Source organism: Chelativorans alearensis, assembly GCF_010993735.1.
GTDB classification, from domain to species: Bacteria; Pseudomonadota; Alphaproteobacteria; order Rhizobiales; family Rhizobiaceae; genus Chelativorans; species Chelativorans alearense.
On sequence record NZ_WQNI01000002.1, the window covers coordinates 132,259 to 149,607 of the forward strand.

Genomic DNA, 17,349 nt, shown 5'->3' on the forward strand with positions numbered 1-17,349 from the left:
TGCGCCAATCTCGCAAAGGCAACGATCCCGAACTGGATCAGCGCCGGTACAGGCTAGCGCCGTACCGGCGTTTTTTCCTTGCAGGAACGTGTGGGCGATTACCAGCTTTCGGCGGCATCTGCGGCACCCAAAATTGCGCCGGGCCGCCCTTCGGCATCGAAGGTTTGAAGCAGCACCGCGCAGCGGCCGCCATTCTTCATGATCTCGCTCTTCGGCAACTCGAGGCGCATGGAACGTCCGTGCCACATGCCGATGGTCTGGAAGCTGGTGACGATGTTGCGGTAGTCGATCGATTGCCCGCGGTTCTCGCCGCCGCCGATCGAAACCACTTGACGTGGCTGGTAGTAGACGATGACGATGTGCGCGTCGGCCGGGGCCGCTTTCGCCGCGGTGCCGACATCGACAAAGACGCTCCCGTCGCTGGAGGAGATGTCGACATCGACACTCAGCGCCGCGGCATCTTCCGATCCCTTGTCGATAGCTGCATAAACATCCTTACGGTGCGAGCCGACGATATCCCGCCGCCCGTTGACAACTGCCTGCGGGGTGTAGACCGAGCGGTCGAACGTCTCTCCGTAGGCGCGCTGCCGGGCGGTATTTTCCGGTGTGGCCAGTTCGTCCTTCCAGCCAAGATAGTCCCAATAGTCGACGTGGTAGGCAAGCGCCACCACATCATCCCGCTCAGCCAGCTCCGCCAGCAGCGCGTCCGCAGGCGGGCAAGAGCTGCAGCCCTGGCTGGTGAAAAGCTCGACCACTCCCGCAGGCCTCTCCGCAGCCTGCACGTGGAACGGCGCTATAAGCGCCAGAAGGAGGATGATCAGCTTCATCGCGCTCACATGGATGCGCGCGGGAGAGGTTCGCATATCCTTTTCGCCTGTCGGTCCGTGTCTACCCCAGTCGCACGGCAAGGTGCCGGCTCCGCCGTCTTTCAGCATTCATGCAGCGTAGCGGCTGCCGGGCTTCCTTGGGAAGTCACGTTGCGGTGAGGCTCTGGTGCTTCAGCCTAGCTCGGCGATCACCGGTACGTGATCGGAAGGGCGCTCCCAGCTGCGCGCCTCGCGCAGGACCTCGATGCGCCGCAGCGCCGGCGCGAGGTTGGCGGAGGCCCAGATATGATCGAGCCGTCGTCCGCGGTCGGATTGGTCCCAGTCCTTGGCGCGGTAGCTCCACCAGGTAAAGAGCTTTTCCTCCGGCGGGACATGCGTGCGCACGAGGTCGATCCAGCCTCCCTTGTCACGCAGATTGTCCAGCCCCTCGGTCTCAACCGGCGTGTGGCTCACGACGTTCAGGAGTTGCTTGTGTGACCACACGTCCGTCTCCAGCGGGGCGATATTGAGGTCGCCTACCAGAACCGTCGCCGTATCGGCGTCCTCGGCGGGGCGCACCGCGTGCATTTCCTCGATGAAGTCGAGCTTGTGGCGGAACTTGGTGTTGATCTCAGGGTCCGGCTCGTCGCCGCCAGCCGGGACGTAGAAATTGTGCAAGAGGATGCGCCTTCCCTCCACATCCAGCATGGTCGAGACGTGCCGGCTGTCAACGATGCCGCAGAAGCCGCGCTTTTCCACTAGCCGCATGGGCCGGCGCGAGATTGTCGCCACGCCGTGATAGCCCTTCTGGCCATGGATCTCGATGTGCCCGTAACCGAGCTTGCGGAAGGCGGCCAGCGGGAACTGGTCGTCCGGGCACTTGGTCTCCTGCAGGCACAGGACGTCCGGCTGCTGTTCTTCCAGAAAGCGCTGCACCAGCGGCAGGCGCAGGCGAACGGAATTGATGTTCCAGGTGGCGATCTTGAGGGGCATTCGGCGCTCGGCTTGCAGCTTCTTCGGACAGAGCGGCAATAGCGCAATTCCAGGAAAAGTGGAAACCGGTTTTCCCTCCGAAATTGCGACAAGCAAAAGCCTAGATCGGATAATCGATTCCCTGAACCGATGATCCGGTCTAGCGCGCCGGACGAGCCGATGGCAAGCGCGGTGCTGTCATCAACGGCCGCGGTTCAGCTCGTTGACACGGCGGTAATCGATCTCAAACACGCTGGGATCGAAGGTGACGCCCGCTTGCACGTTATAGATCATCACCGTCGTATCCTTGCCCTGGGCATCGGTGATGGTCCACTGGCGCAGCTCGTAGGAACCGGCATCGAACATCATGGTGATGGTCGAGCTGCCGAACAACTTCCGGTCGGCCAGCCTGATGGTCGTCAGATCCTCGTCCTCCTGGACGCTCTGCACCTTTTCGCCGGAAAGATCGATACGCTCGTCGAGGAGCAGCTTTAAAGGCGTTTGCGACAGCGGATAGACGTCCGCGGTGTTCATCCTCTTGTTCCGTACCACCACGGTTGTTCCGTCGGAGACAACCCGAAAACCAGCCGAACCCTCATAGTCGAAGCGGAGCTTTCCAGGCCGCTCGATGTAGAACTTGCCGCCGGTCTGTTCGCCACGGGGACCGAACTGCACGAATTCGCCGGTCATCGTACGCACGCTGGAGAAATGCGCGGCTATGCGCTCGGCTGAATCCGCCGCTGCCTGCGCCGCGCCGGCCGTCAGAACACCCAGGGCAAGAGCGAGGAGGGCGGCCAAGGGGCGAGACCTCGGGCGGGGGGCGGCGGTGTTGCGCTTGGCTGGAATGGCCATGCTTTCTGCACTCCGAAACGATTTGTCATTTGACGAGACGCTATCGCCTCAACTGGGCCGAAATTGGGCTCCGGGCCTGAACGTCCCGGCGTCGCGCGCAGCCTTCGGCTCTCAGACGTCCTCTTCTTCCGTCGGCACGAGGATCTCGCGCTTGCCGGCGTGGTTGGCCGGGCCGACGATGCCTTCCTGCTCCATACGCTCGATGATGGAGGCGGCGCGGTTGTAGCCGATGCCCAACCGCCGCTGGATATAGCTCGTCGAAGCCTTGCCGTCGCGCAGGACCACGGCGACCGCCTGGTCGTACGGGTCTTCCGAATCGCCCAGATTGCCGACATCGCCACCGCTGCCCCCGGGGGGATCGTCGCCGTCGTCTTCCGTCACGGCATCAAGATAGTCCGGCGCGCCCTGGGTTTTCAGATGTGCGACGATCTGCTCCACTTCCGTGTCCGAGACGAAGGGGCCGTGCACGCGCTGGATGCGCCCGCCACCGGCCATATAGAGCATATCACCCATGCCCAGGAGCTGCTCAGCGCCCTGCTCACCCAGGATGGTGCGACTGTCGATCTTGGAGGTGACCTGGAAGGAGATGCGGGTCGGGAAATTGGCCTTGATGGTGCCCGTGATCACGTCGACCGACGGGCGCTGGGTGGCCATGATGACGTGGATGCCGGCAGCGCGCGCCATCTGCGCCAGGCGCTGCACCGCGCCCTCGATATCCTTGCCGGCGACCATCATGAGATCCGCCATCTCGTCGATGATGACGACGATGAAGGGCATCGGGTCCAGATCCAGGTCCTCGGTCTCGTAGATCGCCTCGCCGGTCTCGCGGTCGAACCCGGTCTGCACCGTGCGGGTGATCGTCTGGCCCTTCTTCTGGGCCTGGGCGACGCGCTGGTTGAAACCCTCGATGTTGCGCACGCCCACCTTGGACATCTTGCGGTAGCGGTCCTCCATCTCCCGCACTGTCCATTTCAGCGCCACCACCGCCTTCTTCGGGTCGGTGACGACGGGGGTGAGAAGATGCGGGATGCCGTCATAGACGGAAAGCTCGAGCATCTTCGGGTCGATCATGATCAGGCGGCATTCCTCCGGCGTCATGCGGTAGAGCAGCGACAGGATCATCGTGTTGATGGCGACCGACTTGCCCGAGCCGGTGGTACCGGCGACGAGCAGGTGCGGCATCTTGGCGAGGTCGGCGATCACGGCGCTGCCGTTGATGGTCTTGCCCAGGCCTAGCGCCAGCTTCGTCTTGGTGGTCTCGAACTCGCGACTGGCCAGAAGCTCGCGCAGGAACACCATCTCGCGGGTCGCGTTGGGCAATTCGATGCCGATGGCGTTGCGCCCAGGCACCACGGCAACGCGCGCGGCGATCGCGCTCATCGAGCGGGCGATGTCATCGGCAAGGCCGATAACGCGCGAGGACTTGATGCCCGGTGCAGGTTCCAGCTCGTAGAGCGTGACGACGGGGCCGGGCCGGACATGGATGATCTCACCCTTGACGCCGAAATCTTCCAGGACCCCTTCCAGAAGCCGCGCATTCTGCTCCAGCGCTTCCTTGGAGAGGGTCGCGTCCTTGGCCGCGGCCTTGGGTTCGGCCAGAAGATGCAGGGCGGGAAGCGTGAACTCGCCAGAATCGAGAAACGAGGGCTGTGCCTCGCGGCGCACGCGCGCGCCGGGTGCCGGGCGGGGCGCGGGGTTGCCCACGCGCGCCGCGGGCTGCTGCGCTGACGGGCCTGTCGGCTCGGGCGCGATGGAAAGACCGTCGAACGGTTCGGCGCCGAAGCCGCCAGCGTCGAAATCGGGCTCGATGCGCGCATCGTCCATCGCTGCCGGCTTGGGCATCGGAGTGTCGAACTCCGGCGCCAGGGGGTCGACATGCACGGCAAAGCGGCGACGCCAGAAGGCGCGCACCGACAGCCACCAGTGCACAAGCACACCGAGCGCGACGAAGCCGCCATCCTCCTCGTCTTCGTCGATGTCGTCGAAGGTGTCGACCTCCGGCTCGGCGGCGGGTGCGGGGGGCGCGGAGCGGCCGAAGATGCCGGCGCCGTAAAGGGTCAGCCATACGGCGGGCGCGGCGAGCAGCCCCGCCACCACGATGCCGAACCAGCCCTGCGGATAAGCACCGCTGAGCATGGCGGGGGCGGCCAGAACCACATCGCCGAAAACGCCGCCGAGCCCGGTGGGCAGCGGCCACGTCTCCGGCGGAGTCATGCAGCCGGCCACGCCGGCAGCCAACACGCTGCCGCCAAACCAGGCGGCGGAGCGTCGCCAGGGCCTGTCGATGCCGCGCGCAGCAAAGAGGAAGATGCCCCAGAAGACAGCCGGCACGAGGCCCGCCACCGACGCGAGGCCGAAAAACTGCATGGCGATGTCGGAGTAGACCGCGCCAGGATAGCCCATGGCGTTGGTCACCGGGTTATCAGTCGCATAGCTGAAGCTCGGATCGGCGACGTTCCACGTGGCAAGGCTCGCCAGGCAGAAGGCAACGAGCGCCAACGTCAACAGCCCAAGCCCGCGCGCCGCTTGCCTCCGTAAGAAGCCGTGCACCCCGAAACCGCCGTCATGCATGGCAAACGCCGCGGAAGAACCGGAACTCATTCGCATTTCCCCGTCCACAGTCATAGATGACGCGCTCGCGCGCGCTCCGACACCGGGCCTAACCTAGACGGGGGAAGGTTAAGGCTGCATTAACCATGGGAGTGGCGAGGAAATGGGAGAATACAGGAGCAAGGCAGCGGGGTGGCACTCCGACCGCCTTACAGTCTTGGTCCCCTAAAAAAATGAGGCCCGGCTTGCGCCGGGCCTTGTGGCATCTCGGGAAGGAAGATGCAGCCGGAACTACGTGGTGTAGTGGTAGGCCGCCTCGCCGTGCGAGGTGAGGTCGAGACCCTGGGTCTCGGCTTCTGGCGTTGGGCGCAGGCCGACGATAGCATCGACGACCTTGTAGAGGATCGCCGAGATGATGCCGCACCACAGGACGGTCACGAGGACGGCGACAAACTGCACCCACACCTGCGAGGCGATGGAGAAGTCCTCGCCACCCGTACCGCCGAGCCACGGCGCGGTGAAGATGCCCGTGCCGAGCGCGCCGACGATGCCGCCGATGCCGTGGATGCCGAACACATCCAGGCTGTCGTCATAGCCAAACTTGTTCTTCACGACCGCCACGAAGAAGTAGCAGACGGCGCTGGCAATCGCGCCGAGCACGATGGCGCCGACCGGGCCAACCGTGCCGCACGCCGGCGTGACTGCAACCAGACCCGCCACCAGACCCGAGACTGCGCCCAGCATGGAAGCTTTGCCGCGATGCAGCGCCTCGATCACGCTCCAGCCGACAATCGCGCCTGCCGTCGCCGTGAAAGTGTTGATCATCGCAAGCGCCGCGCCGCCATTGGCTTCCAGATTGGAGCCGGCATTGAAGCCGAACCAGCCGACCCACAGGATCGAGCCGCCCACCATGGTGAGCGTCATGGAGTGCGGGGCCAGGATCTCTTTGCCATAGCCGTTGCGCCTGCCGACCAGGATGCAGCCGACCAGGGCCGCGATGCCCGCATTGATGTGGACGACCGTGCCGCCGGCGAAATCGAGCGCGCCAAGGTTGAAGAGATAGCCGCTGCCGTCCCACACCATGTGTGCGATCGGGAAATAGACGAAGGTCACCCACAAGATGGTGAACAGCATCACCGCCGAGAACTTGATGCGTTCGGCGAAGGCACCGACGATCAGCGCCGGCGTGATGACGGCGAAGGTCATCTGGAAGACGATGAACACATATTCGGGGATGACCACGCCGTCGGTGAAGGTGGCCGCCTCCGAATCAGCGGTGACACCGGCCAGGAACAGCTTGCCGAATCCGCCCCAGAACGGGCTGGTGCCGCCGCCGAAGGCGAAGGAGTAGCCCCACAGCACCCACACGACCATCACCACGGCGGCGATCATGGTGCACTGCATGAGGACGGAAAGCGCGTTCTTGGTGCGCACGAGGCCGCCATAGAATAGTGCCAGGCCCGGCATGGTCATGAAGAGCACGAGCAGGCTTGCCGTCATCATCCAGGCAACGTCGCCCTTGTCCATGACGGTTGCCGCTTCGGCAGCTTCCTCGGCCGCCTCCTGCGCCAAAGCCGGCAGGGCCGCAAAGGCTGCCAGTGCAAGCGCGCCCGCCCCGGACGCGCATCTTGCGAAAGCGTTGTTCGGAAATCTCATTTTACTCTCCCTGAAAAGGCCGGAGTCGCTCACAGCGCGTCGGCGTCGGTCTCGCCGGTGCGGATGCGCACGGCTTTCTCGATGTTGTGGACGAAGATCTTGCCGTCGCCGATCTGGCCGGTCTTGGCGGCGGTCGTGATGGCATCGACGGCCTTGTCGGCCGTATCGTCGTCCACCGCCACCTCCACCTTGACCTTCGGCAGGAAGCTCACCGCATATTCGGCGCCGCGATAGATTTCCGTGTGCCCCTTCTGCCGCCCGTAGCCCTTAACCTCGGTGACGGTCAGCCCCTGAATGCCAAGCTCGGTCAGCGCTTCACGCACCGCCTCCAGCTTGAACGGCTTTATGATTGCCATGACGAGTTTCATCAGGTTTCACCCCTGCCTCTGCGGATGGACCGCGTTGCATGTGCCGCCGACGCGCCAAAAGGCAGCCGACAGTGGCAAAGGTGATTCAAGTGCCGTGCCAATTGCGTGACATCGCACTCAAACCTCTTAAATCGTTGAGGAAAATCGGCCGTGACAGAAGCGGCAGGTGGTCTATTCACAGAGGAGCAGGTCAAAAACTAGGCAAAAACTCAAAATTGCCTATTTTTTGCGCAGACGCACGAGTCCCTCTTGGGCCACGGAAGCGATAAGCGTGCCTTCACGCGAGTAGATGCTGCCGCGAGAAAACCCCCGGGCGCCACCCGAAGAAGGACTGTCCTGGGTGTAGAGCAGCCAATCGTCGAGCGGATGCGGCCGGTGGAACCACATAGCATGATCGAGACTGGCCATCTGCAGCTCGGGATCGAAGACCGAACGTCCGTGAGCGAAGGTGGAGGTGTCGAGCAACGTCATGTCGGACAGATAGGCGAGCACTGCCGCCTGGATGGCGCGGTCCTCGGGCACCGGGCCCGTCGCCCGCAGCCACACATCCTGGAAGGGCGGCAGCTTATCGTGCGTCGTGTAGTGCTTAATATGGACGGGGCGGATCTCCACCGGGCGCTCGCGCTCCCAATAGCGGCGGATGTTTTCCGGCACTTGGTCGCCGAAGGTTGCGAGGAACTCCCGCTGCGGGCGCAGCGTCTCTGGCGCGGGAACCTCTTCCGGCATCGGCAGTTGATGCTCCAGCCCCGCCTCGTCGACCTGGAAGGAGGCGGAAAGCGAGAAGATGGCATGGCCATGCTGGATGGCGACGACGCGTCTTGTGGCGAAACTGCCGCCGTCGCGGATCCGGTCCACCTCGTATATGATGGGCACTGCCGGGTCCCCCGGACGCATGAAATAGCAATGCAGGGAATGCACGTGGCGGTTCTCGGCCACGGTGCGCTGCGCGGCAACCAGTGCTTGGCCGATCACCTGCCCGCCGAATACACGCTGCCAGCCCACTTGCGGGCTGCGACCGCGAAACAGGTTGTGTTCGAGCGCCTCGAGATTAAGTATGTCGAGGAGCGCCTGCATGGCCGACGACATGTGGACTGGACCCCTCTGGTAGCGTTGCGGTAGCGGTGACAAACCGAAGGGCGAGGCGCAAGTCAAGGCAGCAATGTACCACGGAGGAAAACCCATGGCCGGCAAAAACAAGGGCGAGCGCTTCTCCGACCGCCTCGATGTGGTGATTGCAGGTGCCGGCTATGTGGGGCTGGCTATCGCCGTTTCGCTCGTCCAGGCGCGGCCGGGCTTGAAGGTACTGGTCGTCGATGCCGCGCCCGAGGGCGTTTGGCAGCGTGACGGCCGTGCCTCGGCCATAGCGGCGGCGGCGGCGCGCATGCTGCGCCGGCTCGGCTGCTGGGATGAGATCGCGCCGGAAGCCCAGCCGATCGTCGATATGGTCATCACCGATTCGCGCACGTCCGATCCGGTGCGCCCGGTCTTCCTGACCTTCGGCGGCGAGGCCGCGCCCGGTGAACCCTTCGCTCATATGGTCATGAACCGCGATCTTACCGGTGCGCTGCGCCGACGCGCCGGTGAGTTGGGGGTCGATATCGTGCAGGGTGTGGCGGTCGAGGGGTTTGAGACGGAGCCGGCCGAAATCGTTATTCGCCTTGGGGACGGCGCCGGGCTGCGCACGCGTCTTCTGATCGCCGCCGACGGGGTGAAATCGCGCCTGCGCAACATGGCCGGCATCCGCACGCTGAACTGGGAATACGGCCAGTCGGGCATCGTCTGTACCGTTGCGCACGAGCGTCCGCACGAGGGCCGCGCGGAAGAGCATTTCCTGCCCGCCGGCCCCTTCGCCACGCTGCCGCTCAAGGGCAACCGCTCCTCCATCGTGTGGACCGAGCGCACGAAGGACGCCGAGCGGCTGGTGGCCGAAGACGATCTCGTCTTCGAGCATGAACTCGAGCAACGCTTCGGCCTCAAGCTCGGTGAGATCCGGGTCGAGGGGCCGCGCCGCGCGTGGCCTCTGGGCCTGACTCTGGCGCGCGACTTCGTGCGCCCGCGTTTTGCACTTGCCGGCGATGCCGCCCACGGCATCCACCCCATTGCCGGCCAGGGCCTCAATCTCGGCTTCAGAGACGCCGCCGCGCTTGCGCAGGTGGTGGTTGAAGCGGACAGGCTGGGCGAAGACATCGGGGCGCTCGACGTGCTGCAGCGATACGAACGCTGGCGCCGCTTCGATACGGTGCAGATGGGGGTGACGACGGACGTGCTGAACCGCCTTTTCTCCAACGATATCGCGCCGCTCAGGGCGGTGCGCGACATCGGTCTGGGTCTGGTGGACCGCATGCCCGGCATGAAGAGCTTTTTCGTCCGCCAGGCCTCCGGCCTGTCCGGTTCCGCGCCGCGCCTGCTCCAGGGCGAGGCAATCTGAGCGCAAACACAAGGAGACGAAGGATGAAGCGTCACGCGAATGCCATCTGGAAGGGATCGCTTACCGAAGGCTCCGGCAGGCTCGACACCCAGAGCCAGGCCATCGGCGACCTGCCGATCAGCTTCAAGGCCCGCTTTGAGGACGAGACCGGAAAGGCCGGCACCAACCCGGAGGAGCTGATCGCCGCGGCACATGCGAGTTGCATCGCCATGCAGCTTGCCCATATGCTGGCCGAGAACGGCACGCCCCCCGAGACGCTTTATTCCAAGGCCGAGGTCGACCTGCAGCCGGCCGAGGGCGGCGGCTTCGAGATCCGCTCGAGCGCCATCACGATGATCGGCAAAGTGCCGGGGATGGAGGAAGACAAATTCAAGGAGATCGCCGCCAAGGCGAAGGAAATCTGCCCGGTATCCAAGGCGCTCGGGGCCATCGACATCACCCTTGAGGCGAAGTTTGCCTGAACTCGGCACCTACAGCGCCGTGCGTTCTTTCGGACGCACAAAGGGCGCTGTAGCGTATTGAATCCACGCATCGTGCTTTCCGAAAATCGATTCCGATTTTCGGGCCGATGCTGAGCGACAGTTTTGCGATGGTTTCTTGCCGCGAACGCAATGGTCGGTCGCGGCAAGGCTTTATTTCGCAACCAAAAATCCGCCGACAGGCCTACATTTATATGCAGACGAGTCGTTCCGGAGGAATGCCATGCTGCATGTTCGTGAACCGAGGACGCTGAAGAAGCCCGCCGGCAAGTCCACACTGTCCATCTCCGACATCACAGCGGATGCCGCCCTCCTTCCCGCATACGACAGTCACGAGCGCATCTGGCTTGGCCGTGACGATGAAAGCGGGCTTACCGCCATCGTTGCCATCCACAATACCGTGCTGGGCCCGGCGCTCGGCGGCACGCGTGTCTGGCCGCACGAAAGCTTCGAGGCCGGGCTCACGGACGCGCTGCGCTTGTCACGCGGCATGACCTACAAATCCGCCATCGCCGGCACGCCCTTCGGCGGCGGCAAGGCGGTCATCATCGCCGATCCCAAGACGGAGAAAACGCCGTCTCTGCTGTCGTCCTATGCGGATATGCTGGCAGCGCTCGAGGGCCAGTTCTTCACGGCCGAGGATGTCGGCCTCACACTGGCGGACGCGGATTTCCTGCGTACGCGCGCGCCCAACGTGGTCGGCACCAAGAGCGGCAGCGGCAATCCTTCGCCTGTGACGGCGTATGGCGTCTTTCTCGGCATCAAGGCGGCGCTCAAGCACCGCCGGGGCACCGAGAGCCTGAAGGGGGTAGACATCGCCGTGCAGGGCCTCGGCTCCGTCGGCTGGTCGCTGTGTGAGGATCTGCACGAAGAGGGCGCCGCACTGATCGTTACCGATATCGACACAGCGCGCGTCGAAGAGGCAAAGAGAGCGTTCGGTGCGGCGGCGCTGGCGCCCGACTCCATCCTCTCCGCCGAAGCGGATATCTTCGCCCCCTGTGCGCTGGGCGGTGTGATCTCGCGCGAGACGATCCCTTTACTGAAGGCCGAGATCGTCGCCGGCTCTGCTAACAACCAGCTTGTCCGGCATGAGGACGCCCGGCTCTTGATGGAGAGCGGCATCCTCTACGCCCCGGATTACGTCATCAATGCGGGCGGTCTTATCAACGTAGCCGCCGAACTGGCGCCCGGTGGCTACAATCGTGCCGCGGCGATGGCCAAGGTTGCGCAGATCCCGAAAACACTGAGCGATATCTTCACCCGCGCACAGGCGCAGGGACGGCCGACCAACGATGTCGCCGCCGAGATCGCCATGGAGCGTATAAGAACCGCCGCCGCCGCATAACCCTACTTCGCCTGGACAGCCTTTTCGGTGATGGTGTCGAGTGCCTTCGCCATAGCGTCCAGCGCCTCATCGGCGCCAGAAATGCCGTAACGCTCCTGCAACGCTTCGGGCGAGAGATAGCCAACGCGCGTCTGCCCCCCGTCGTCCCATACGAGCACGCGGATGGGCAGATCGAAGGCGGCTTCCGGCGCGGCCTGCATGATGGGCGTGCCGACTTGCGGGTTGCCGAAGATCAGGACGGTGGCCGGTGCGAGCTCCAGTAGGCCTGATGATCGATGCGGGCGACCAGCGTTGCAGGGCTGTTGTCGATGATTGTTTCAAGACGATCGGCGGTGATGCTCACATCGTGCGGACTGTCCAGCACGATCCACCCCTCGGCGGCTTGGGCGACAGCGGCACCGGCCAAGAGGGCCGCGGCGGCAAGTATGGTGCGCATGTGAAACTCCCTCCGGTCATGACACGCCCCATGCCCACGCCGCAACGGCGTACGCTACTTTGCGATGCCGCGTAAAGCTGTCTCTCCCCACACCTCTTGCAAGCGCCGGTCGCGCCCGCAGCCTTCGCGGTAGCCGTTGTAGGCGTTCGCCTTGGTGACGAAACCGAAGCGCGTGAGGACGCGCTCATCGCTTCGATAATAGTTTTGATGATAGTCCTCCGCCGGCCAGAAGGCCGGCGCGGGCACGATCGGCGTTGCCACGGGCTGGCCCAGCTCGGTCTCAGCCGCTTGCTTGGCTTCCTCCGCCGCCTTTTTCTGCGCATCGTCGAGCACGTAGATCGCCGTGGTGTAGCCGTGACCGCGGTCGCAGAACTGGCCACCGGCGTCGGTGGGATCGACGGAATGGAAGAAGACATCCAGAAGATGCTCGTAGCTTACCTGGCTGTCGTCATACTCAATCTCCACCGCCTCGCGATGGCCGCCGGATTCATAATTGCGGTAGCTGGGATTTTCCGTCTTGCCGCCAGTATAGCCGGAGACGGTGGAAAGCACCCCCTGAACCTTGTCGAAGTCCGCTTCGACGCACCAGAAGCAGCCACCGGCAAAGATGGCTGTCTTCGTTTCCGCCGTGGCGGGATTGGCTAGGGACGCAGCGAGGAAAAGCGCAGCTGCAGCAGCAATTCGGATCATGACAGGTTTCCCCTTTTTCAGGGCGAGACCTACTCCACCGGGCGGCGATTGCAAATTCAATCCGCTACACGCTTGCGTGAGCAGCAAGTCAGACCCGCCGCTCCACCATCATCTTCTTGATCTCGGCAATCGCCTTGGCCGGATTCAGCCCCTTGGGGCAGGCCTGCGTGCAGTTCATGATGGTGTGGCAGCGGTAGAGCCGGAAAGGGTCTTCCAGGTTATCGAGCCGCTCGCCCGTGGCCTCGTCGCGCGAATCGATGAGCCAGCGGTAGGCCTGCAGCAGCACCGCCGGACCCAGGTAGCGCTCGCCGTTCCACCAGTAGCTGGGGCACGAGGTCTGGCAGCAGAAGCACAGGATGCACTCGTAGAGCCCGTCGAGCTTGGCCCGGTCCTCGTGGCTTTGAAGCCACTCCTTGGCCGGCTCCGGCGTCACCGTCTGCAGCCACGGCTCGATGGAGGAAAGCTGAGCATAGGGCACGGAGAGGTCCGGCACCAGGTCCTTCACCACCGCCATATGCGGCAGCGGGTAGACCTTCACCGCGTCGTTGATCTCGTCCATGCCCTTGGTGCAGGCGAGCGTGTTGGCGCCGTCGATGTTCATCGCGCACGAACCGCAGATGCCCTCGCGGCAGGAGCGGCGGAAGGTGAGCGTCGGATCGATCTTGTTCTTGATCCAGATGAGCGCGTCGAGCACCATCGGCCCGCAATCGTCCATGTCGACATAGTAGGTGTCGACGCGCGGGTTTTCGGTATCATCCGGCGACCAGCGGTAGACCCGATACTGGCGCAGATTGGTCGCGCCTTCGGGCTTCGGCCAGACTTTGCCCTCTTTGACCTTGGAGTTCTTGGGAAGCGTGATTTCAACCATGTTTTCCTCGGGTCAGTAAACCCGCGCCTTGGGCGCGATCTTCGCTGGGTCGATGCCGCCGTTCTCCGGCTTCAGCATCGGCTCGGTGTGGACCGGGCGGTAGTCGAGGCTGACCTTGCCGGCCTCGTCCACCCAGGAAAGCGTGTGCTTGCGCCAGTTCTTGTCGTCGCGTTCGGAAAAATCCTCTCGAGCGTGGGCGCCGCGGCTTTCCTTACGCGCCTCGGCCGAATAGACCGTTGTGACGGCGTTCGCCATCAGGTTTTCGAGCTCAAGCGTTTCCATCAGGTCCGAATTCCAGATCATCGAGCGGTCGTGGACCTTGATGTCCGAAAGCTCCTCCCACACGGCAGAGATGCGCTTGCAGCCTTGCTCCAGCGTCTCTTGCGTGCGGAAGACGGCGGCTTCCTCCTGCATGGCGCGCTGCATCTTCTCGCGGAGTGCCGCCGTCGGCGTGCCGCCGTTGGCATGGCGCAGCTTGTCGAAGCGGTCCATGATCTTTTCGCAGGCGGTATCGTTGACCGGGGGTACCTTCGAAACGCGGTCGACCACCTTGCCGGCACGGATGGCCGCCGCGCGGCCGAAGACGACGAGGTCGATGAGGGAGTTGGAGCCGAGCCGGTTGGCACCGTGGACGGAGGCGCAGGCGGCCTCACCGACGGCCATCAGGCCGGGGGCGACGGCGTCCGGGTTGTCCTTGGTCGGGTTCAGCACCTCGCCCCAGTAGTTGGTGGGGATGCCGCCCATATTGTAGTGCACGGTCGGCAGCACGGGGATGGGCTCGCGGGTGACGTCGACGCCGGCGAAGATGCGCGCCGATTCGGCGATGCCGGGCAGGCGCTCGTGGATCACCGCCGGGTCGAGATGGTCGAGATGCAGGAAGATGTGGTCCTTCTCCTTGCCGACGCCCCGGCCTTCGCGGATTTCCACCGTCATGCAGCGTGAGACGACGTCGCGCGAGGCGAGATCCTTGGCCGACGGTGCATAGCGCTCCATGAAGCGCTCGCCCTCGGAATTGACGAGATAGCCGCCCTCGCCGCGCACGCCCTCGGTGATAAGGCAGCCCGCGCCGTAGATGCCCGTCGGGTGGAACTGCACGAACTCCATGTCCTGCAAGGGAAGGCCGGCGCGCGCGATCATGGCGTTGCCGTCGCCGGTGCAGGTGTGCGCCGAGGTGCAGGAGAAATAAGTGCGGCCGTAGCCGCCGGTGGCCAGCACCACCATCTTGGCGGCGAAGCGGTGGATGGTGCCATCTTCCAGGTTCCAGGCGACCACGCCGGTGCAGGCGCCGTCGGTCATGATGAGGTCGAGCGCGAAATACTCGACGAAGAACTGTGCGTGGTTCTTCACCGACTGGCCGTAGAGGGTATGAAGGATCGCGTGGCCGGTGCGGTCGGCGGCGGCGCAGGTGCGCTGCACGGGCGGGCCGTCGCCGAAATTCTGCATGTGGCCACCGAAGGGGCGCTGGTAGATCTTGCCTTCCTCGGTGCGGGAGAAAGGCACGCCGTAATGCTCTAGCTCGTAGACGGCGGCCGGCGCCTCGCGCGCGAGATACTCCATGGCGTCCACGTCGCCTAGCCAGTCGGAGCCCTTCACCGTGTCGTAGAGGTGCCACTGCCAGTGGTCCGGCCCCATATTCTTGAGCGAGGCGGCGATGCCGCCCTGGGCGGCCACCGTGTGCGAGCGGGTGGGGAAAACCTTGGTGATGCAGGCGGTCTTCAGGCCCTGCTCGGCCATGCCCAGGGTGGCGCGCAGACCGGCGCCGCCGGCACCCACCACCACCACGTCGAAGGCGTGGTCGACAAACTCGTAGGCCGCGCCGGCCTTCTTCTCAGTTGCGTCAGCCATGTGGGAATCAGGCTCCGAAAGCGATTTTCAGGAGGGCGTAGAGCGCCGCGGCGCCAACGACGAGGGGGAAGAAGGTGTTGAGCACGATGAGGACGATCTTCGCGCCCTCGCCGTGAACATAGTCCTCGATGATGACCTGCATGCCGAGCCGCATGTGATAGAGCACCGAGAGCAGGGCGAAGACGATGATGAGCGCCACTGCCGGCTGGGCGAGTGCGGCGCGCACTTCTTCGTAAGGCGCGCCGCTGTAGGCAACGACGAAGCCGATGAAGAACAGGACGAGCGGCAGGTTGGCGATCGCTGTCAGGCGTTGGCGCCAGAAATGATCCGTGCCTTCCTTGGCCGAGCCGAGGCCGCGGACGCGGTTCAAGGGTGTGCGCATATCGGCCATCTCAGAACCCTCCCCTGAAAGCATAGCCGACGATCCAGACAAGGAGCGTCAGTACGACCGAGCCGATCAAGTTGGCGGTCGCAATGCGCGACGACGTCTGCTTGCCCAGCCCATGACCGGTATCCCAGATGAGATGGCGAATGCCGCCCAGCATGTGGTGCAGCAGCGCCCAAGTGTAGCCGAAGAGCACGAGCCGGCCGAGGAAAGAGCCGAACAGACCGTTGACGAAGTCGAACTGTTCCTTAGAGCCGGCCGCAGCCATCAGCCAGACGGCGAAGAGCACCATGCCGAAATAGAGCGCCCCACCGGTGATGCGGTGCAGGATCGACATCAGCATGGTGGGTGTGAAGCGGTAGATTTGCAGATGCGGCGAGACAGGCCTCGCCCGGGTGGCTGTGGATTTGCTCATGGCTTCCCCGTTTCATCGCCGAAGGAACCATGGCGCATCAGGCAGCAACTGCCAGGCCGCCCCAAGCCTCCGGCACGAGGCTTTCTAATGCGCTTTTCGCAGTGCGTCAAAGCCGCAGAGATGCCGGAGGGTGCTTGAATCGATTGAAGCTTCTGGTCGCGCCTCAGTTTGAAGCTTGTCGACCCTCGCCGGGCAACTGGGGCTGCCAGATGAAGCCCCTCCGGAGGGCCAGCCTGTCGCCGGGCCCGTGCACCGCCGCGAACAGGAGGCCAGCGACGAAGATAAAGTGATCGACAAAGAAGCCGAATTTCATCGGATCATCGCTCCATTGCGACGGACCGTAGAAGGCAAAGCCCAGGAACAGCACGTAGGCGGCCGCAATGAGCGCGGCTTCGGAGAAGAACACACCGGTCAGAAAGGCAACAACAAGGGCAACCTCAAAAAAGGCGGCGATCCATGCAAGCAGCAGCGGAACGGGGAAGCCTATCGACGCTATTTGGGCCGCTGTCTCCTCCATCCCGGCAAACTTGAAGCCCGCGGCCATGGCAAAGGCGCCCGCGAAAATTAGCCTTGCGATGATAATTGCAATGGTCTTGCTCATTTGATTTCCCTCCTCCTCTCAAAATCACAATGCAAGCAGAGGACGTATGAGGGGCGCTTATTCCGACACCGCGCAGCCCATGCTAGCATCCCGCCGTCGGTATGCTTTGAGCGTGGCCGATGAAATCGCGCAAAGCGCCTCTGCGCTCACTCACTTTTCGTCGAAGCGAATCACATGGCTGGTCCAATCGGCCGGCGCGGCGACCTGGCCGTAGAGTCTGCGGCCTTCGGACGGCTCGCGCGGCGCGTTCAGCACCATCCTCGCCCATCCCCGATCTTCCGCCTGATCCCCCACCACGTCGATCAGTGCCTTGGCGATGCCCTTTCCGCGATGTTCATGATGCACATAGACGTGCTCCAAGAGCCCGTAGCGCATGCCGGAGACGGGGTCGGGCAGATCGTAGAAGACGGCGAAGGCCACCAGTGCCCCGTCCATGCGCGCCCCGACGATCTCCGCCACCCGGTCCTGCAACAACGTTTCGGCGTAGAACTCGTCCGGTCGGCGCGGTGCGCCGCGCTTCAGCGACTGGGTGTAAGCGGCAAGAAGCGGCGCCAGCGCATGCGCATCCTTCAGCCGCAGCGGTGCGATGTCGATCCTTTGATCCTCGCTCATGCCATTCAGACCCTTCTCCCGATCCCCAATCATTCGACGAA

The 17,349-nt window shown here is 64.0% G+C and carries 19 protein-coding genes; 3 read left to right on the forward strand and 16 right to left on the reverse strand.

The window, feature by feature from the left end:
• Positions 1 to 98: 98 nt before the first annotated feature.
• The 7 genes from GPJ75_RS03440 to tesB form a co-directional block, all read right to left on the reverse strand.
• The gene (locus tag GPJ75_RS03440; RefSeq protein WP_163265175.1) at positions 99 to 863 is read right to left on the reverse strand and encodes a DUF1223 domain-containing protein; all 765 of its coding nucleotides are present in this window, start codon (positions 861 to 863) and stop codon (positions 99 to 101) included.
• 135 nt (positions 864 to 998) lie between these two features.
• Positions 999 to 1,799 (reverse strand): exodeoxyribonuclease III, encoded by an 801-nt coding sequence (gene xth / locus GPJ75_RS03445; protein ID WP_163265177.1) that lies wholly within the window; start codon positions 1,797 to 1,799, stop codon positions 999 to 1,001.
• 180 nt (positions 1,800 to 1,979) lie between these two features.
• Complete coding sequence (locus GPJ75_RS03450) at positions 1,980 to 2,630, reverse strand: outer membrane lipoprotein carrier protein LolA (RefSeq protein WP_163265179.1); 651 nt, start codon at positions 2,628 to 2,630, stop codon at positions 1,980 to 1,982.
• Between the two features lie 111 nt (positions 2,631 to 2,741).
• Positions 2,742 to 5,231, reverse strand: a complete 2,490-nt coding sequence (locus GPJ75_RS03455) for a DNA translocase FtsK (protein ID WP_163265181.1) — start codon at positions 5,229 to 5,231, stop codon at positions 2,742 to 2,744.
• 240 nt (positions 5,232 to 5,471) lie between these two features.
• The gene (locus tag GPJ75_RS03460; RefSeq protein WP_163265183.1) at positions 5,472 to 6,836 is read right to left on the reverse strand and encodes an ammonium transporter; all 1,365 of its coding nucleotides are present in this window, start codon (positions 6,834 to 6,836) and stop codon (positions 5,472 to 5,474) included.
• A gap of 29 nt (positions 6,837 to 6,865) precedes the next feature.
• Positions 6,866 to 7,204, reverse strand: coding sequence for a P-II family nitrogen regulator (locus GPJ75_RS03465; RefSeq protein WP_159587595.1), 339 nt, complete (start codon positions 7,202 to 7,204; stop codon positions 6,866 to 6,868).
• Between the two features lie 219 nt (positions 7,205 to 7,423).
• The gene (tesB, locus tag GPJ75_RS03470) at positions 7,424 to 8,290 is read right to left on the reverse strand and encodes an acyl-CoA thioesterase II (protein WP_163265185.1); all 867 of its coding nucleotides are present in this window, start codon (positions 8,288 to 8,290) and stop codon (positions 7,424 to 7,426) included.
• A gap of 94 nt (positions 8,291 to 8,384) precedes the next feature.
• Here tesB and GPJ75_RS03475 point away from each other — a divergent pair, with 94 nt between their 5' ends.
• The 3 genes from GPJ75_RS03475 to GPJ75_RS03485 all read left to right on the forward strand — a co-directional run bounded on the left by GPJ75_RS03475 (position 8,385) and on the right by GPJ75_RS03485 (position 11,456).
• Positions 8,385 to 9,632, forward strand: a complete 1,248-nt coding sequence (locus GPJ75_RS03475; protein WP_163265187.1) for a ubiquinone biosynthesis hydroxylase — start codon at positions 8,385 to 8,387, stop codon at positions 9,630 to 9,632.
• A gap of 23 nt (positions 9,633 to 9,655) precedes the next feature.
• Positions 9,656 to 10,093: an OsmC family protein gene (locus GPJ75_RS03480; RefSeq protein ID WP_163265189.1), complete on the forward strand. Its 438-nt coding sequence runs from the start codon at positions 9,656 to 9,658 to the stop codon at positions 10,091 to 10,093.
• 241 nt (positions 10,094 to 10,334) lie between these two features.
• The gene (locus GPJ75_RS03485; protein ID WP_163265191.1) at positions 10,335 to 11,456 is read left to right on the forward strand and encodes a Leu/Phe/Val dehydrogenase; all 1,122 of its coding nucleotides are present in this window, start codon (positions 10,335 to 10,337) and stop codon (positions 11,454 to 11,456) included.
• 2 nt (positions 11,457 to 11,458) lie between these two features.
• On the opposite strand, the gene GPJ75_RS03490 is transcribed toward GPJ75_RS03485, so the two are convergent.
• The 9 genes from GPJ75_RS03490 to GPJ75_RS03530 form a co-directional block, all read right to left on the reverse strand.
• Positions 11,459 to 11,716 carry a DUF302 domain-containing protein gene (locus GPJ75_RS03490; protein WP_163265831.1) on the reverse strand — a complete coding sequence of 86 codons (258 nt, stop codon included), beginning with the start codon at positions 11,714 to 11,716 and terminating at the stop codon, positions 11,459 to 11,461.
• Positions 11,689 to 11,892: a DUF302 domain-containing protein gene (locus GPJ75_RS03495; RefSeq protein ID WP_163265193.1), complete on the reverse strand. Its 204-nt coding sequence runs from the start codon at positions 11,890 to 11,892 to the stop codon at positions 11,689 to 11,691. Before GPJ75_RS03495 ends, GPJ75_RS03490 begins: the two co-directional genes overlap by 28 nt.
• Before the next feature lie 54 nt (positions 11,893 to 11,946).
• Positions 11,947 to 12,582 carry a peptide-methionine (S)-S-oxide reductase MsrA gene (gene msrA / locus GPJ75_RS03500; RefSeq protein WP_163265195.1) on the reverse strand — a complete coding sequence of 212 codons (636 nt, stop codon included), beginning with the start codon at positions 12,580 to 12,582 and terminating at the stop codon, positions 11,947 to 11,949.
• 88 nt (positions 12,583 to 12,670) lie between these two features.
• Positions 12,671 to 13,450, reverse strand: coding sequence for a succinate dehydrogenase iron-sulfur subunit (locus GPJ75_RS03505; RefSeq protein WP_163265197.1), 780 nt, complete (start codon positions 13,448 to 13,450; stop codon positions 12,671 to 12,673).
• A gap of 12 nt (positions 13,451 to 13,462) precedes the next feature.
• On the reverse strand, positions 13,463 to 15,295 hold the full coding sequence (sdhA, locus tag GPJ75_RS03510; protein WP_163265200.1) for a succinate dehydrogenase flavoprotein subunit: 1,833 nt from the start codon (positions 15,293 to 15,295) through the stop codon (positions 13,463 to 13,465).
• Positions 15,296 to 15,302: 7 nt separating this feature from the next.
• Entirely contained in the window at positions 15,303 to 15,686 is a 384-nt protein-coding gene (gene sdhD / locus GPJ75_RS03515; RefSeq protein WP_163265202.1) for a succinate dehydrogenase, hydrophobic membrane anchor protein, read from the reverse strand.
• Position 15,687: 1 nt separating this feature from the next.
• Complete coding sequence (gene sdhC / locus GPJ75_RS03520) at positions 15,688 to 16,095, reverse strand: succinate dehydrogenase, cytochrome b556 subunit (protein WP_163265204.1); 408 nt, start codon at positions 16,093 to 16,095, stop codon at positions 15,688 to 15,690.
• Between the two features lie 163 nt (positions 16,096 to 16,258).
• Positions 16,259 to 16,696, reverse strand: coding sequence for a DoxX family protein (locus tag GPJ75_RS03525; RefSeq protein WP_163265206.1), 438 nt, complete (start codon positions 16,694 to 16,696; stop codon positions 16,259 to 16,261).
• A 150-nt stretch (positions 16,697 to 16,846) separates the two neighbouring features.
• Positions 16,847 to 17,308: a GNAT family N-acetyltransferase gene (locus tag GPJ75_RS03530; RefSeq protein WP_163265208.1), complete on the reverse strand. Its 462-nt coding sequence runs from the start codon at positions 17,306 to 17,308 to the stop codon at positions 16,847 to 16,849.
• Between the last annotated feature and the right edge of the window lie 41 nt (positions 17,309 to 17,349).

Excerpts from the sequence above, each read along its gene's own strand:
- GPJ75_RS03530 (WP_163265208.1), bottom strand. The coding sequence starts at position 17,308 with ATGAGCGAGGATCAAAGGATCGACATCGCACCGCTGCGGCTGAAGGAT.
- GPJ75_RS03455 (WP_163265181.1), bottom strand. The coding sequence starts at position 5,231 with ATGAGTTCCGGTTCTTCCGCGGCGTTTGCCATGCATGACGGCGGTTTC.
- GPJ75_RS03505 (WP_163265197.1), bottom strand. The coding sequence starts at position 13,450 with ATGGTTGAAATCACGCTTCCCAAGAACTCCAAGGTCAAAGAGGGCAAA.
- GPJ75_RS03450 (WP_163265179.1), bottom strand. The coding sequence starts at position 2,630 with ATGGCCATTCCAGCCAAGCGCAACACCGCCGCCCCCCGCCCGAGGTCT.
- sdhC (WP_163265204.1), bottom strand. The coding sequence starts at position 16,095 with ATGAGCAAATCCACAGCCACCCGGGCGAGGCCTGTCTCGCCGCATCTG.
- tesB (WP_163265185.1), bottom strand. The coding sequence starts at position 8,290 with ATGTCGTCGGCCATGCAGGCGCTCCTCGACATACTTAATCTCGAGGCG.
- GPJ75_RS03480 (WP_163265189.1), top strand. The coding sequence starts at position 9,656 with ATGAAGCGTCACGCGAATGCCATCTGGAAGGGATCGCTTACCGAAGGC.
- GPJ75_RS03460 (WP_163265183.1), bottom strand. The coding sequence starts at position 6,836 with ATGAGATTTCCGAACAACGCTTTCGCAAGATGCGCGTCCGGGGCGGGC.
- GPJ75_RS03475 (WP_163265187.1), top strand. The coding sequence starts at position 8,385 with ATGGCCGGCAAAAACAAGGGCGAGCGCTTCTCCGACCGCCTCGATGTG.
- GPJ75_RS03485 (WP_163265191.1), top strand. The coding sequence starts at position 10,335 with ATGCTGCATGTTCGTGAACCGAGGACGCTGAAGAAGCCCGCCGGCAAG.
- GPJ75_RS03525 (WP_163265206.1), bottom strand. The coding sequence starts at position 16,696 with ATGAGCAAGACCATTGCAATTATCATCGCAAGGCTAATTTTCGCGGGC.
- GPJ75_RS03465 (WP_159587595.1), bottom strand. The coding sequence starts at position 7,204 with ATGAAACTCGTCATGGCAATCATAAAGCCGTTCAAGCTGGAGGCGGTG.
- GPJ75_RS03440 (WP_163265175.1), bottom strand. The coding sequence starts at position 863 with ATGCGAACCTCTCCCGCGCGCATCCATGTGAGCGCGATGAAGCTGATC.
- sdhA (WP_163265200.1), bottom strand. The coding sequence starts at position 15,295 with ATGGCTGACGCAACTGAGAAGAAGGCCGGCGCGGCCTACGAGTTTGTC.
- sdhD (WP_163265202.1), bottom strand. The coding sequence starts at position 15,686 with ATGGCCGATATGCGCACACCCTTGAACCGCGTCCGCGGCCTCGGCTCG.
- msrA (WP_163265195.1), bottom strand. The coding sequence starts at position 12,582 with ATGATCCGAATTGCTGCTGCAGCTGCGCTTTTCCTCGCTGCGTCCCTA.
- xth (WP_163265177.1), bottom strand. The coding sequence starts at position 1,799 with ATGCCCCTCAAGATCGCCACCTGGAACATCAATTCCGTTCGCCTGCGC.
- GPJ75_RS03495 (WP_163265193.1), bottom strand. The coding sequence starts at position 11,892 with ATGCGCACCATACTTGCCGCCGCGGCCCTCTTGGCCGGTGCCGCTGTC.